Genomic DNA, 13959 nt, shown 5'->3' on the forward strand with positions numbered 1-13959 from the left:
TTTTTGGAGTAGTTTTAAGCTTGGTTTTTTGAGTGTTTTTCTTCACTTTTGTGCATAAGTGCCGACCTCGCAGATATACGGCAGTTTTCTAAACTGTGCCCATAACAATGAGCAAATAATGATTGATTTTTCACCCTACAATCTGCAATTGATTTTTTACTTTGATGGATCAAAATCTAGTAAAAACAGTATATAAAATTATTGGCATTGCATTTTGAGGATATAACAGCCATTTTTAGTGCTTTTCACGAATTGTTTTCTTTTAAGAACCATCAAGCAACTTTTTACAGAAAGAATCTTAATTGTAGTTTAAATCCCATATATTTACTTTCTCGGTAACAAAATAAAGTGCGTTTAGAGATTTTTAGACGAAATGAAGTTGTGGGCAATGTTATTGAGTTAATACCTAAAAATTAATGAATCATAATCCTAAAATTTTTATCCACTATTCTTGGGACAATGAACTCCATAAGACATGGACACTTTATTTAGCAAATAGACTTAGCTCAGATGGTGTTGACGTAATCTTTGATCAATATGATTTAAAGTTAGGATCAAACAATAATTATTTTATGGAGCAAATTTCAAAAGCATCGAAAGTTCTCTTGATTATGACTCCAGACTATAAAATTAAAGCAGACAATCGAATTTCGGGTGTGGGATATGAATATCAAATAATAAGTACGGAATTTGCAAAAACAATTTCTACTAACACGAAGTTTCTCCCTATTCTCCGAGCCGGTGATATTGAGTCAAGTATACCTACTTTCCTTCAATCCTTTCTTTATTTAGATGTTAGAGCTGACGGTGAGTTTGAAAGAAAGTATATTGAACTTTTAAAGAACATATATGATGAGCCGCTGAATCCAAAGCCACCTCTAGGCAAAAAACCAAACTTTACGGATGCAAAACCTATTTCAAAAATAAAAACAATGACTGATGTTTTGGGATTAGGATTGTCCCGAGCACAAGTACATAAAATTTTAGGAAAGCCTGACACAAAGGACGCTTTAATAGAAACATATTGGAGTCATGGACTAGAGGTTATTTATAATAAGCATTGGGACAAGGTTGATGGGGTTTTAGCAAAGCGGCAACCGTCAGGAATTAGTTTCGATTATGAGGTAAACGGTATATTCCTTGAAGAAAGCTTTGCGGAGATCAAAGCCAAATTAGGAAATCCTTTAAACTGGGGTTTACCGAATCCATTTACTTCATATGCATTTTATAAAATCGATAATAAGTTTCTTACCATAGCTTTATGGAGAGCAACACCTGATAAAGAATATGCAGATTTCAAAATGGGTACAGCTTACGCTATCGCATATTGCGAAGAACATTCCGCCATTGCATGTGAACCAATAATCGCTGCAACTATTGAAGAAATCAGAGCGCGAAAAAATCTAACTTATCTTGAGAGGAAACCAAAAGATTATGAAATTGATTTTAAAGCAGATTTTTTCAATGAAGAATATATGATTTCGCCTCCATACCCGTTTTTAGGCGGTGGCTACATGATTACTGTATTATTTCAAGAGTCAGGAACACTAGTGGATTTTTGGCTTTATGATTTAATGTGGTCATATCTAGTCATAAGAATGATTGGCTTACGAAATATTAATGAAATAGAAAAATAGAACACTGCTTCCCACTACCGCACGAATCTTTTCGTGTGGTACTTAACCTGATTGCTCAAAATGGTAGATAAGAATAGAGCTAAGTGTAGTTTGATTTTTAGGTCTTTACCTTTTATCGAAGATTTATGAGCTTAGGAGTAATTGTGATAAAAATGGTAATTGGAAGAGTAGGAGGAAGAGGTAGAAAGATGCTGAGATGAGGTGTATTTATTTGTTTTGAAAATTTGTAATAAAAAAACTATACATTAGCAAAACAATAAATACTGACGTTTGTCCGACATAGCAACCCAATTTTGGGTAGATATGTCGGACGCTATCAGATATATATACAAGTTAGTGCCAATTTTCGACCTCACATATGAGACAAATAGCTTTAATATTATTGGTCTTCAGTTTTTACAACGTAAAAGCTAAGTCTGCTTTCGATAAAACGACAAAGGTTATCTAGAAGATTATCTAGAACTCTTTAACAATGAATAATTACCTCTACTATCTCTAATAAAATAAACTGTTTCTTTACCTGGATTTCCTAAACGATGTTTAGATAAGAAAGATTTAGATTTTACTAAAAGATTATTACAAGATTCATTTACATCTTTAACATTGAAAATAGGTTTGATATTTGAGGATGTGATTGTGTTAACAATAGTTGACGGTTTCATATATTTTTTTATTTACAATATATAAAAAATAAATGAGAATTCCTAATTTATATCAACAACAAAATCAATTAATTATAGTAAATTTCCGCTGTTAAAATTAATTTTATGTTTAAGAAGATTTGGAATGATTCGGTAGGTTCAAAAGTAATAGCAGGTGGTATACTTGCTGCTCTAGGATATATTTTACTCTATCTCTACAACTGGTACAAAAGCATTTCATTGATTGAGACTTGGAAGCAAACCAAAGATTATGTAATTCCAATTGCTATAACAGTAGTTGTTTTATACATTGTTCTAACAATTTATTCTAGGTATCAGTATAAGAAGATGATGAAGTTAAACAATGAGGAATTCTCAAAGAATTTCAAAAAGATGTTTGAAGATTATAAGCAAGATATAATAAAAAAACGTAGAACTTCCAGTTTTTGGGACAGAGATAGATATTAGAATATGATAAAACATTACATTTTACTATTACTTATATCGCTGGTTTTTGGGCAACCCAAATCAGAAAACAAGGTTACTAAATCAAAACCAAAAGTTGATGTGGTAAAACCTGTTGAGGTTGTTTCTAAAACTAAAACTGACACAGTAGTTGTAAAAAATCTCTATTGCAACAATTGGAATAGCAAAAGAGACTGCCAAAATAGTCTTGAAAGAATAAAAACCCCGCTACCGCACGAATCCTTTCGTGTGGTACCTAACCTGAATGCTCAGAATGGTAGATAAGAATAGAGCTAAGTGTAGTCTGATTTTTAGGTCTTTACCTTTTATCGAAGATTTATGAGCTTAGGAGTGATTGTGATAAAAATGGTAATTGGAAGAGTAGGAGGAAGAGATAGAAAGATGCTGAGATGTATTTATTTTGATAATTTGTAATAAAAAAACTATACATTAGCAAAACAATAAATACTGACGTTTGTCCGACATAGCAACCCAATATAGGGTAGATATGTCTGACGCTATCAGATATATATACAAGTTAGCAGTTATATTGCCAAAAAACTTAAAAATAACATTTTATGAAATATTTTTTTATTTCCTCAGGATGGATTGCTCAAAGAGAAGAAGAATTACCTCCAGGTGATGATTCAAGATCTGATGAAGAACCGAAATAACAAATTTAAAATAAGATGATATGCAATTAAATTTAAGAAAATCAACTTTATTATTAAGAATAATTGGATCAATTTCATTGATTATATTTATTACTATTCAAGTAGCGGAAATTAATAATATAAACGCAATATACTTTTTGTATTCAAGTGTATTATGTTTTCTGATTATTTTAATCTCTAAATTTCTAATTTATTTAGGTAAATATTATTACAAAGAATGAATCTTTTGCCAACAGCTAAGCTTTCGTTGCGTGGGTAGCACGAACAATGAAACCCCATTGGCGCTCGTTTATCAACCTTCTCTGGTGCTTGTCTGCGACGAGTACCTATTTAAATTAACAGCTAAATCGTAGCGTTTGCAACGCGGTTAATGATAAGAAAATGTATTTTACACTTGGACAGCTATTGGTGTTTTGCTCTCGACGCCCGCAGCAATTCGAAGGCTGCTGGAAAGAATCTTAATTGTAGTTCAAATCCCATATATTTTTTAATTAATAAAATAAAGTTAGTTTGAACGTTTTTAGACGTACTGACGTTGTACGTCATCGAAAAAAAAACAAAACCTACATAAAATAAAAGTATGGATTTTTTTGAAAAATCAATTATTGAACTCCAAAATCAAAGACCAATATTTCATTCTGAAGATGATTTAAAGTTAGCTTTAGCTTTTAATATCAAAGAAAATAATCCCGAATTCGAAATTCGTCTCGAAAGACCTGTAGAATTAGAAATGATTAATCGAAATGGAAAAAAAACAACTGTTCGAGCTCCAATCGATATAGTAGTTATTGATACTAATGGAAATTCTTATCCTATCGAACTAAAATACAAAACGCGAAAAGCAAACATTTCCCTTAATGACGAAAATTACATTTTAGCGGAGCACGGAGCTCAAGATGTGGGAAGATATAGTTTTAGAAAAGATATTTATAGAATTGAAAATTATAAATCAAAGAATTTAAATTATAAATATGGATATGTTTTAATTCTAACAAATGACAAAGCATATTTTGAAAAAAATGTTTTTGAAAAAGACAATATTGACAAACATTTTTCATTCCACAATGGAGCACTACTTAATCCTTTTGATTTAAGTTGGAATTATAGTAAAATGGATAAAACCAAATTCATATTAAATGAAAATAATGTTTGGTGTAACATTAAGTCACAAGAACATTGGACATGCAAAAAAGAAAATTTTTATAAATTGGATTTATTAAAAGATTATGAAATAACTTGGATTGATTTTTCAATAATTGAGAAAACAATCTTTAAATATTGTCTCATAAAAATAGAATAGTAAAAGCGACGACGCACAACAGTGTGCGGTTAGTTGCGTGCGCGGTACTAACAATAAAAGCTGTGTTGAACAGAAAAGTAGGTAGTTTGAAGAAACAAAGTGAATTTGATAAAACGTAATTTTCTTTTCAAAATCTAATATTGGCAATAAGAAAATAAAAATAAATATAGAATTATGAGCAAATTTTTAACTGGCAGTAAATTGGGAGAAGCCATTTATGATATTATATGGGATGCTGAAAGAACACTTTTAATAGTTTCTCCATTTATAAAACTTGATGACTATTTCAAGGAGCTTTTTGACAAACATAAAAACAATCCTAAAATTCATCTGATTTTGGTTTTTGGAAAGAATGAAAATGATATTAAGAGGAGTATGAGTAAGTCAGACTTTGATTATTTTAATAAATTCTTAAATGTAAGTATTATATATGTTCCAAATTTGCATGCGAAGTACTATGGCAATGAAAATAAAGGTATCATTACATCAATAAATCTTTATGATTATTCGTTCAAAAATAATATTGAATTTGGTGTTTATTCAGAACAAAGCATATTAAATCATTTTAAAACATCTGCTGACAACGAAGCTTGGAATGAATGTATAGAGATTGCAGAAAACAATGAAGTGGTTTTTATTAAAAGACCAATTTATCAAAATAAAAAAATCTTAATTAATTTAGGTAAAGACTATATTAAATCTGATATACTTTTTGATTCAACTGAAAAATTTTACGGATTTAGAAAGAACACATCTAACTCTGACAAACGTTTAAACGACTTTCCAGATGAGTTAGAATTAGGGGCATCGGGTAGTCAAAGACCTGAAAGGACAGAAAAAACAGAAAAACAAGAAATAGGGTATTGTATTAGAAGTGGAATTGAAATACCGTATAATCCCAAACAACCTATGACTAAAATGTCTTGGAAAATTTGGAATGAGTATGGAAATTCTGATTTTCCTGAAACCTATTGCCATAAAACAGGTAGAAAATCAAATGGAAAAACCTCAATGAGGAATCCAGAATTGAAATAAAAATTTATCGTTTGATAATGGTTTTAATAAATTAGATTTTATGTTTAATTTGAATTTGTTTTATACCTGCAAATTTAATGGATATCTGAAAAAGCATGTTTTTCCCCCTAAATACAAAAACGAATGTAAAAAAACAACGAGGGCAAGTTTTACCTTCAAAAACAGAACGAGGGTAAATTTTTCATGTATTTATACTTGTGTACGAAACGAGTGTAAGTAACATCCTTGTTCAAAAAACGACATTATGAGCATGAAAGCGACATACAATCATGATATATCCTATAACAATTTACCGCTATTACCGCCACAAGTGGAAATAGAGAGGGACTTATAGTTATTTCAGGACAGGTCAAACGGTCTAAAAACCTAAAACAAGTCTCTGAGAATCGTATATTGGAGATTTTTCAAAGATAGGAGTCCGAATAGGCGATATATAAAAAGAGGTTATTAGACACACTGACGTTGTGCGTCAGCTTAAACCAACATTCTGCATGAAAAAACTAACAAAAAAATAGGAACAATTTTAAAATGATAGGAATTTCAACTGAAACGACAAACGAATCAATGATTGATATTGAAACTCTTTGGGGCAAGTTTTGGGGAGAAAATAGCGCTGACAAAATACCTAACAAAGCAAGTGACGAAATTTATGCTGTTTATACCGACTACCAAAGCGATTATACAGGAAAATATACCTTAATCATTGGCTTTCCTGTAACTACATTTGATAATATTCCTGATGGTTTCGTAGAACGAAATATTTCAGTTGATTTAAACGTAAAATACATATCAAAAGGGAAAATGCCAGAAGCAATATTGAAAACTTGGACAGAAATAGGACAAGACACTCAACTAAATAGAGCTTACCGTGCAGATGTAACCATTCACGGACAAAAATATTATCATCGAGATAACGCAGAAGTCGAAACTTATATTTCAATTATCAAATAGAATTTATGATGGGAGAATTGGCTTTATCACAACTTCGCTTTTTGACATTAGAAAGTCAAGGATTAACAAAGCCATATCCTTTTGGAAAAGGTAAAGATGCAGTTCTTAAAACAGTAGAACATCTCGGATATTTACAAATTGACACCTTGTCAATTGTGGAACGAGCCCATCATCACACACTTTGGACAAGAATTCCAGATTATCAAACAGCATATTTAGATGAATTAGTTGAGGAGCGAAAGGTATTTGAATATTGGTTTCACGCAGCATCCTATCTTCCAATGAAAGATTTTCGTTTTGTATTACCTCAAATGCTAAATGTAAAACAAAGTGAGACACATTATTACAACGCAGACCCAAAAGTGATGAAATATGTTTTAGATACTATTCGTGCAGAAGGTCCCAAAAAAGCAAGAGATTTTGAGAATGAAACCAAAAGAGCAGGAAGTTGGTGGAGTTGGAAACCTACAAAAATAGCACTTGAAAGGCTTTTTTTGCAAGGCGATTTAATGATTTCCAGGAGAAACGGAATGCAAAAAACGTATGACCTCACTGAAAATGTGTTACCAAAATCAATTAATACAACCTTGCCAACTGACCTTGAATTTGCAGAATATTTGGTAAAAACCTATTTGAATGCCTACGGATTTACAACCGTAAAGCAAATTACACATCTTAAAACAGGAGAATTAATAAGAAGAAATGTTGATAAAGTATTAAAATCAATGCTTCAAGCGAGAACGATACAACTGATAAATATTGAAAATAGACCTCCTGTTTTTGTATATAAAGACTTACTTGAAAAATCTTTAAATAGAACAGCTTCAAGCATTCGGCTTTTATCGCCATTTGACAATTCAATTATTCATCGAGACCGAGTAAAACAATTTTTCGACTTTGATTATAAAATTGAATGCTACACACCCAAAGAAAAAAGGCAATTCCGATATTTTTGTTTACCTATTTTATTTGGCGACACATTTATCGGACGAGTTGATTGTAAAGCGCATCGAAAAGAAAAAGAATTTGAACTGATACATTTACACATCGAAAACACTAAAATTGATATTGAATTATGGATAAACCCTTTTTTAGAATTAGTAAAAAATTTTGCTACATTTAATAATTGTGAAAATTTGAAACTAACAAAAGTAAGTCCAATAAAGTTTACAGATAAAATAAGACAAGTATTGACCTAAAACAAAAATCCGAACGCACAACACACGCTACAAGCAATTTAGGCAATAGGCTTTCCCGAAGTATCGGGAGGAAAGTTGGTTTTGTATTGGGGATGATTTGCTTCGCCTGTTCTATCGCTCGGGTGACAAATCCGAAGATTGGACTTAATTTACTCCCAAACCCGCTGCAGTTCCAAAACGCTGTTGGCAATACTTCCCGAAAGTACATAAAAACAATAAAGAAATAAAGAAATGAATGCAATTATACTTCCTGATGAACTAAATTTAGAAAATTTACAATCTGTTCAGATTTTCGACTACCGTAGCTCAAAAGAAATTATTAAACAGCAAATTATTCTTAAACAACATACATTTAGTTTTTTAATTGAGGGAAATAAAGATGTTGTCTTTGACAATACAACGTTATCAATTGATAATTCTAAGTTTCTAATAATGAAGTCAGGAAATTGTTTGATGACCGAAAAACTTTCAGTAATCCGAAATTACAGGAGTGTACTTCTATTTTTTTCCAGCGAAACTCTATTGAAATTCATCCGAAATAACGAACTAAATACAACCAAATTAAACAAATATAAATCAGTTTACTCTTTTGAATATAATGAGTTTATTAAACGATTTGTAAATAGTTTACTAGATATTTCAAAACTTTCAAAAGACACACAAAAGAAGCTACTTGAAGTGAAATTTGAAGAGATAATGCTCTATCTGATAGCAATATACGGTACTGATTTTTTATACTCGTTGTCAGAAAAAAGTAATGATACATCACAAAAATTCATTCAAACTGTTGAAACCAACTGGATGTGCAAACTTACACTAAAAGAATTGGCATTTTTATGTAATATGAGTGTATCAACTTTCAAAAGAGAATTTGAAAAACACTATGCTGAATCGCCTATAAAATGGTTTCAAAATAAAAGATTAGAGTATGCACATCATTTGCTGTACCAAGAACAAAAGAGTTCTTCAGAAATATATTTTGAAGTTGGGTACGAGAATCTATCAAGCTTTATTCAGGCTTATAAATTGAAATATGGAGTTACACCCAAACAGCATCATAAGGATTGAACTTTTAGCAACAGTTTTTGAAAGTTAATCTTTATTTAATCTGCAGTATGACCTTTAAATTTGTATTGAATTAATAAATTTAATAAAATGAAAAAAACAAATTTAATTTTAGCAATGTTCTTACTTTTAGGAACAACTGTTTTCGGTCAAAAAACATTTACTTTATCTAGCAAAGATTTGGGTGGAGAAACCACTAAAGTTCAAGAATTTAACGGATTTGGCTGTTCAGGAGAAAACGAGTCACCTCAATTATCTTGGAAAAATGCACCCGAAGGAACAAAAAGTTTTGCCATCACAATGTATGACCCAGATGCACCAACTGGAAGTGGTTTTTGGCATTGGGTTGTATTTGACATTCCAGAAAACATAAGCGAGTTAGTAACTAAGGCAGGTAATATCAAACTAAATTTAGCACCTAAAGGAGTAATACAAAGTAAAACAGATTATGGAATTAACGGATTTGGAGGCCCTTGTCCACCTGTTGGACACGGTTTTCATCAGTACATCATAACAGTTTATGCACTAAAAACTGACAAATTAGGACTTGACGCAAATAGTAATCCTGCTGTAGTTGGCTTTTATCTTTGGAACAACACTCTTGCAAAAGCTAGCATTGTGGCATATTACAAGCGAGACAAATAGTGTTAACAAAATAGTACTGCCTACAACAGCGGTTTTAATTAATTGAGGTTTAAGGTCTTAATCTTAAACCCTTTATGTAATTTTGTTTTTCGGTATTTAATCGAAAGTTTTGGGTTTGCAAATCCCCAACTTCTTAAAGCCGCGAAACGTCAGGCTTTGAAAAAACCTCTTCAAATTTAGAAAGTATGCGTAGGGCTACCAAAGAAAAATCTCAAATATGGGATTCTCAAGAGGCTGATTTTAGTTTTTTCACAGACAGACGTTAGCGGTCAGGCTAAATAACGACTGTAAAGAGTTAAAACTTATTCAACTTAACTTAAATGGAGATGAGACTAGAGGATTTAGGATATAATGATGAAATTGAAAATTTCAGGATGGAACACAACCTTGAAAATTTCGAAATAGGTAGAGTTATTTCAGAACATAGGGAGCGTTACATCATCAAGACAATAAATGGAGAATTCGAAGCAGAGATAACTGGCAATATGCGTTTCAATGCCAAAAACCGCGCAGATTTTCCGGCAGTGGGAGATTGGGTTACACTTACAACCTATGAATCTGATTTTGCAATAATTCACAACATACTGCCGAGATTTTCAACTATCAAACGTCAGGCAATCGGACAATTTGGAGAGGTTCAAATTATTGCAACTAATATTGATTACGCCTTTTTAGTGCAAGCTGTAGATAGGGATTTCAATATCAATAGACTGGAAAGATACCTAACCATATGTAATTCTTCTAAAGTTAAGCCAATAATTATACTAACCAAAACCGACTTAATTGATGAGATTCAAATAAATGAAATAGTAAACAGCATAAAAATCAGGATTAAAAATGTTCCTATTATTCCAATCAGTAATGAAACAAAAAAAGGGTACGAAGCAATAAATACAATAATTGAGAAAGGAAAAACGTATTGTATGCTTGGATCGTCTGGAGTGGGAAAATCAACTCTTTTAAATAATCTTTCTGGAAAAATGGTAATGAGGACTGATGCAATAAGTCTAAGTACAAACAAAGGAAAACACGTTACAAGTCATAGAGAACTAATCATTCTTGAAAATGGTGGAATCTTAATTGATAATCCTGGAATGCGAGAAGTTGGTATTGCTGATACGGCAAGCGGACTTGAAACTACTTTTGATAGGATTGGCAGACTTTCTGGTAATTGCAGATTCAAAGATTGTACGCATACCAATGAGAAAGGTTGTTCGGTTCTTGAAGCCGTTGAAAAAGGAGAAATTGACAAAGCTTCCTACGAAAATTACCTTAAAATGGAAAGAGAGAAAGCGCATTTTGAATCCACATTGGAAGAGAAACGAAAAAAAGATAAAGATTTCGGAAAAATGGTTAAGACCTTTAAGAAGGGAATCAATAGAAAAAAATAAGGCTCTAATAAAAATAGCCCGAACCGCTGACACACGCTAAGCGAGCATTGCTTTTTTTATTCTAACCGTTAGATTTTCGTCACGAAAAAGTTTTATATTGACGATAGAAATCGGTTCGCTTAGTCGCAAAGTCGCCCAGCGCGAAACGTCAGGCTGTGAAAAAAACCCCGCTCTTTGAAGTGTTCTTATGAAATGCTGCGCGAACGTCTTTGACTTCGCGCACTTTTTTCTATTTCTTATAAATTCTAAATAGGATAAAAGTCCCTGCTGCTCGACTAGCACATAAATGTTTTACAGGGCATTCTTTATATTTTTGGGTTCGGTATTTTTTAAATTCGTAATTCTCCTTTGAACTACTTTTTTTATGCCCGACCTTCAGTCTTGAGCGTTTTTACAGCAAAATCGAGCTTAGAGAGGTCAATAAGCGCTACAAAGGCATCTATAAATCGCACCATATTATCGGTACGTATAGTATCTTCTAAACTTGAAAAACGCATTTGCTGACGGGAAATACCTGTGAGATGTTGCATTCTTGATAATGCGAAAAATCTTCTTTTTATACTAGTATTTTGTTACATTTGATGATAATACAACGGAGGTTTTTTTACAGACTGACGCTATGCGTCACCTTATCACAACCGCTTCGAAGGAACAGAAAACTAAAAATGAAAAACGATAGCTTAAGACACTTTTTGCAGTCCTTCAATATATTGACAGATATTGAAATTGACGATTTCCTGCACCTTTTAACGTATAAAATCTTCAAAAAGGCGGAGTATTTTATTAAAGAAGGCGAAACTTGCAAACAAGTAGCATTTGTTTTAACAGGCAGCCTGCGTTCTTATTATACGTCCGACAAAGAGGAAGAAGTTACTTATTGTATCACTTTTCCAAACAGTTTAATGACTGCTTATTCTTCATTTGTGACTTCACAGCCGACAATGGAAAACATACAAGCTATTACAAAAACTGAATTATTAATCATTCCTAAAGACAAGTTTGAAAAATTAGTGCAACAAAAACCTAATTGGGTCTATTTCTTAAAAACAATAGCAGAACAACAATACATTGAATTAGAAAAAAGAATATTTCAATTGCAAAAAAGCGATGCCACTAAACGATATGCAGACTTAATGAAAAATCATCCAGAGTATGTTCAAAAAATCCCTTTACAATATTTAGCCTCTTACTTAGGTATTTCACAACGACATTTAAGCAGAATACGAAAAGAATTTACTTTTTAGACATTTGTCCTATTTTCAAAGTTTGATAGGATTTAGCTTTGCACATCTAAACGTAAACTAAAGAGATGAGCAAAACAATTTTAATTATAGGTGGCACTGGTTTGATTGGAAAAACTATTCATGAAATGCTTTCGAGCAGAAACCCAGCTTTAAAAATTTTAATCGGAACAAGAAATAAAGGTACCAATCCAAATCATGTTCAAATTGATATAAATGACAAAAACTCTTTTGAATCATTATACAAGCATTCAATCAATCTAATCATACTTTGTACAAAAGATCCCGATAATAATGCTTTAGATTATGCAATAAAATCTAAAATTGATTATATCGATATTACAAAACCGACAAGTGAACTGGTAAAATCTTTAGATTTTACTGAGAAAAGAACCATTGAAAGTAAAATTGTATTTAGTTCCGGATGGATGGGTGGTATTGCACCATTGCTATTATATTCAAAAGGTGTTTTAGCAAATGATGTCAAAAATGTTGAAATTTTGGTTTATTATTCTACTAAAGATAAAGCTGGGAAAAGTTCGGCAGATTTTATGGCTGAAAATGTAAGCAAACCATTTAATTTCTATAAAAATAATACTAAGGTTAATACCAAGCATTTTTTAAATTCAAAGTATCATGTTTTTAATTTTGACGGTAAAAACAGGAAAGTTTATGATTTTGATATCCCAGATTTATATATTTTTAATCAAATAGAAAAGATACCAACTGTTTCAGCCAAACTGACCTTTGATTCTAAACTCATTACTTCTGCTTTAGGCATCATGCAAAAAATAAATTTCTTTAAAATTTTAAATTTTAAAGAACGAAAATTAATATTTGGAGGAAGCGGTAGTGGAGATGTTTCAACCTTTGAAATTTTTGTCTCACACAGTAATTCTAAACAAGAAAAAGTTGTTTTAAAATGTCAAAAAGGTCAATCGGAATTGACCTCTTTTTCCACTGTACTACATGTTGAAAAAATACTTGAAAACAGTTTTCCGAACAGTGTTTATTTTAGCCATCAACTACACAACCCAAAAGATTTTACAGTTTCATTAACTTCAAATAGCTCAATATCGATACATTAAAGAATTTATGAAAAAAATAGTAATTATAAATGGTCATCCAAACAAAGAAAGTTTGAGCTTTGCATTTGCAAAAGCCTATAATAGAGGTGCTACAAATTCAGGGACAGAAGTCAAAGAAATAATAATTGCAGACCTCAATTTCAATCCAAATCTGCAATTTGGGTATCAAAAAAGAACAGAATTGGAGCCAGACCTTTTGAATGCTTGGGAAAAAATTAAATGGGCAGACCATTTAGTTTGGATTCACCCTGTTTGGTGGGGCGGACTTCCTGCGATGATGAAAGGATTTATTGATAGACTTTTTTTGCCAGGCTTTGCATTTCAGTACAGAGAAAACTCAATACTATGGGATAAATTATTAAAAGGTAAAACAGCTCATATTATTACGACACTTGACCAACCGAGTTGGTATTATTGGTTGATATACGGCAGGCCAAGTGTCAATCAATTAAAAAAATCTACATTAGAATTTTGTGGAATTAATCCAGTTAAAGTTTCATACTTTGGCATAATTAAAAACTCAAAAGATACAACAAGACAAAAATGGATTTCAGCGGTTGAAAAATTGGGGAAGCAAAATAAATAAATAAATAAAGGCGAATGCCAACAGCTAGAATTTCGTTGCGT

General features: G+C 31.7%; 12 protein-coding genes and 1 pseudogene. All 13 read left to right on the plus strand.

The window, feature by feature from the left end; translation table 11 throughout:
* Positions 1-416 precede the first annotated feature (416 nt).
* Positions 417-1637: a toll/interleukin-1 receptor domain-containing protein gene (locus BC952_RS12220; protein WP_121365901.1), complete on the plus strand. Its 1221-nt coding sequence runs from the start codon at positions 417-419 to the stop codon at positions 1635-1637.
* 767 nt (positions 1638-2404) lie between these two features.
* A complete protein-coding gene (locus BC952_RS12225; protein ID WP_121365902.1) occupies positions 2405-2746 on the plus strand; it encodes a hypothetical protein in 342 nt (113 codons plus the stop codon).
* A 3-nt stretch (positions 2747-2749) separates the two neighbouring features.
* Positions 2750-3028: a hypothetical protein gene (locus BC952_RS12230; protein ID WP_121365903.1), complete on the plus strand. Its 279-nt coding sequence runs from the start codon at positions 2750-2752 to the stop codon at positions 3026-3028.
* Between the two features lie 969 nt (positions 3029-3997).
* Complete coding sequence (locus BC952_RS12235) at positions 3998-4717, plus strand: hypothetical protein (RefSeq protein ID WP_121365904.1); 720 nt, start codon at positions 3998-4000, stop codon at positions 4715-4717.
* A gap of 174 nt (positions 4718-4891) precedes the next feature.
* Entirely contained in the window at positions 4892-5752 is an 861-nt protein-coding gene (locus BC952_RS12240) for a phospholipase D family protein (protein ID WP_121365905.1), read from the plus strand.
* A 525-nt stretch (positions 5753-6277) separates the two neighbouring features.
* Positions 6278-6703 (plus strand): annotated as a pseudogene (locus BC952_RS12245) (GyrI-like domain-containing protein); the annotation flags it as partial.
* A 5-nt stretch (positions 6704-6708) separates the two neighbouring features.
* Positions 6709-7902, plus strand: a complete 1194-nt coding sequence (locus BC952_RS12250) for a winged helix-turn-helix domain-containing protein (RefSeq protein WP_121365907.1) — start codon at positions 6709-6711, stop codon at positions 7900-7902.
* Positions 7903-8133: 231 nt separating this feature from the next.
* Positions 8134-8970 carry a helix-turn-helix domain-containing protein gene (locus BC952_RS12255; protein WP_121365908.1) on the plus strand — a complete coding sequence of 279 codons (837 nt, stop codon included), beginning with the start codon at positions 8134-8136 and terminating at the stop codon, positions 8968-8970.
* Between the two features lie 87 nt (positions 8971-9057).
* Complete coding sequence (locus tag BC952_RS12260; RefSeq protein ID WP_121365909.1) at positions 9058-9612, plus strand: YbhB/YbcL family Raf kinase inhibitor-like protein; 555 nt, start codon at positions 9058-9060, stop codon at positions 9610-9612.
* A gap of 320 nt (positions 9613-9932) precedes the next feature.
* Positions 9933-11003, plus strand: coding sequence for a ribosome small subunit-dependent GTPase A (gene rsgA, locus BC952_RS12265; protein ID WP_244200148.1), 1071 nt, complete (start codon positions 9933-9935; stop codon positions 11001-11003).
* 665 nt (positions 11004-11668) lie between these two features.
* On the plus strand, positions 11669-12247 hold the full coding sequence (locus BC952_RS12270) for a Crp/Fnr family transcriptional regulator (RefSeq protein ID WP_121365910.1): 579 nt from the start codon (positions 11669-11671) through the stop codon (positions 12245-12247).
* A 65-nt stretch (positions 12248-12312) separates the two neighbouring features.
* On the plus strand, positions 12313-13332 hold the full coding sequence (locus BC952_RS12275) for an NAD-dependent epimerase/dehydratase family protein (protein ID WP_121365911.1): 1020 nt from the start codon (positions 12313-12315) through the stop codon (positions 13330-13332).
* 7 nt (positions 13333-13339) lie between these two features.
* Entirely contained in the window at positions 13340-13918 is a 579-nt protein-coding gene (locus tag BC952_RS12280; protein ID WP_121365912.1) for an NAD(P)H-dependent oxidoreductase, read from the plus strand.
* Positions 13919-13959: the final 41 nt, after the last annotated feature.

The organism is Flavobacterium limicola, assembly GCF_003634755.1.
Lineage (GTDB): Bacteria > Bacteroidota > Bacteroidia > Flavobacteriales > Flavobacteriaceae > Flavobacterium > Flavobacterium limicola.

Excerpts from the sequence above, each read along its gene's own strand:
- BC952_RS12220 (WP_121365901.1), top strand. The coding sequence starts at position 417 with ATGAATCATAATCCTAAAATTTTTATCCACTATTCTTGGGACAATGAA.
- BC952_RS12225 (WP_121365902.1), top strand. The coding sequence starts at position 2,405 with ATGTTTAAGAAGATTTGGAATGATTCGGTAGGTTCAAAAGTAATAGCA.
- BC952_RS12230 (WP_121365903.1), top strand. The coding sequence starts at position 2,750 with ATGATAAAACATTACATTTTACTATTACTTATATCGCTGGTTTTTGGG.
- BC952_RS12235 (WP_121365904.1), top strand. The coding sequence starts at position 3,998 with ATGGATTTTTTTGAAAAATCAATTATTGAACTCCAAAATCAAAGACCA.
- BC952_RS12240 (WP_121365905.1), top strand. The coding sequence starts at position 4,892 with ATGAGCAAATTTTTAACTGGCAGTAAATTGGGAGAAGCCATTTATGAT.
- BC952_RS12250 (WP_121365907.1), top strand. The coding sequence starts at position 6,709 with ATGATGGGAGAATTGGCTTTATCACAACTTCGCTTTTTGACATTAGAA.
- BC952_RS12255 (WP_121365908.1), top strand. The coding sequence starts at position 8,134 with ATGAATGCAATTATACTTCCTGATGAACTAAATTTAGAAAATTTACAA.
- BC952_RS12260 (WP_121365909.1), top strand. The coding sequence starts at position 9,058 with ATGAAAAAAACAAATTTAATTTTAGCAATGTTCTTACTTTTAGGAACA.
- rsgA (WP_244200148.1), top strand. The coding sequence starts at position 9,933 with ATGGAGATGAGACTAGAGGATTTAGGATATAATGATGAAATTGAAAAT.
- BC952_RS12270 (WP_121365910.1), top strand. The coding sequence starts at position 11,669 with ATGAAAAACGATAGCTTAAGACACTTTTTGCAGTCCTTCAATATATTG.
- BC952_RS12275 (WP_121365911.1), top strand. The coding sequence starts at position 12,313 with ATGAGCAAAACAATTTTAATTATAGGTGGCACTGGTTTGATTGGAAAA.
- BC952_RS12280 (WP_121365912.1), top strand. The coding sequence starts at position 13,340 with ATGAAAAAAATAGTAATTATAAATGGTCATCCAAACAAAGAAAGTTTG.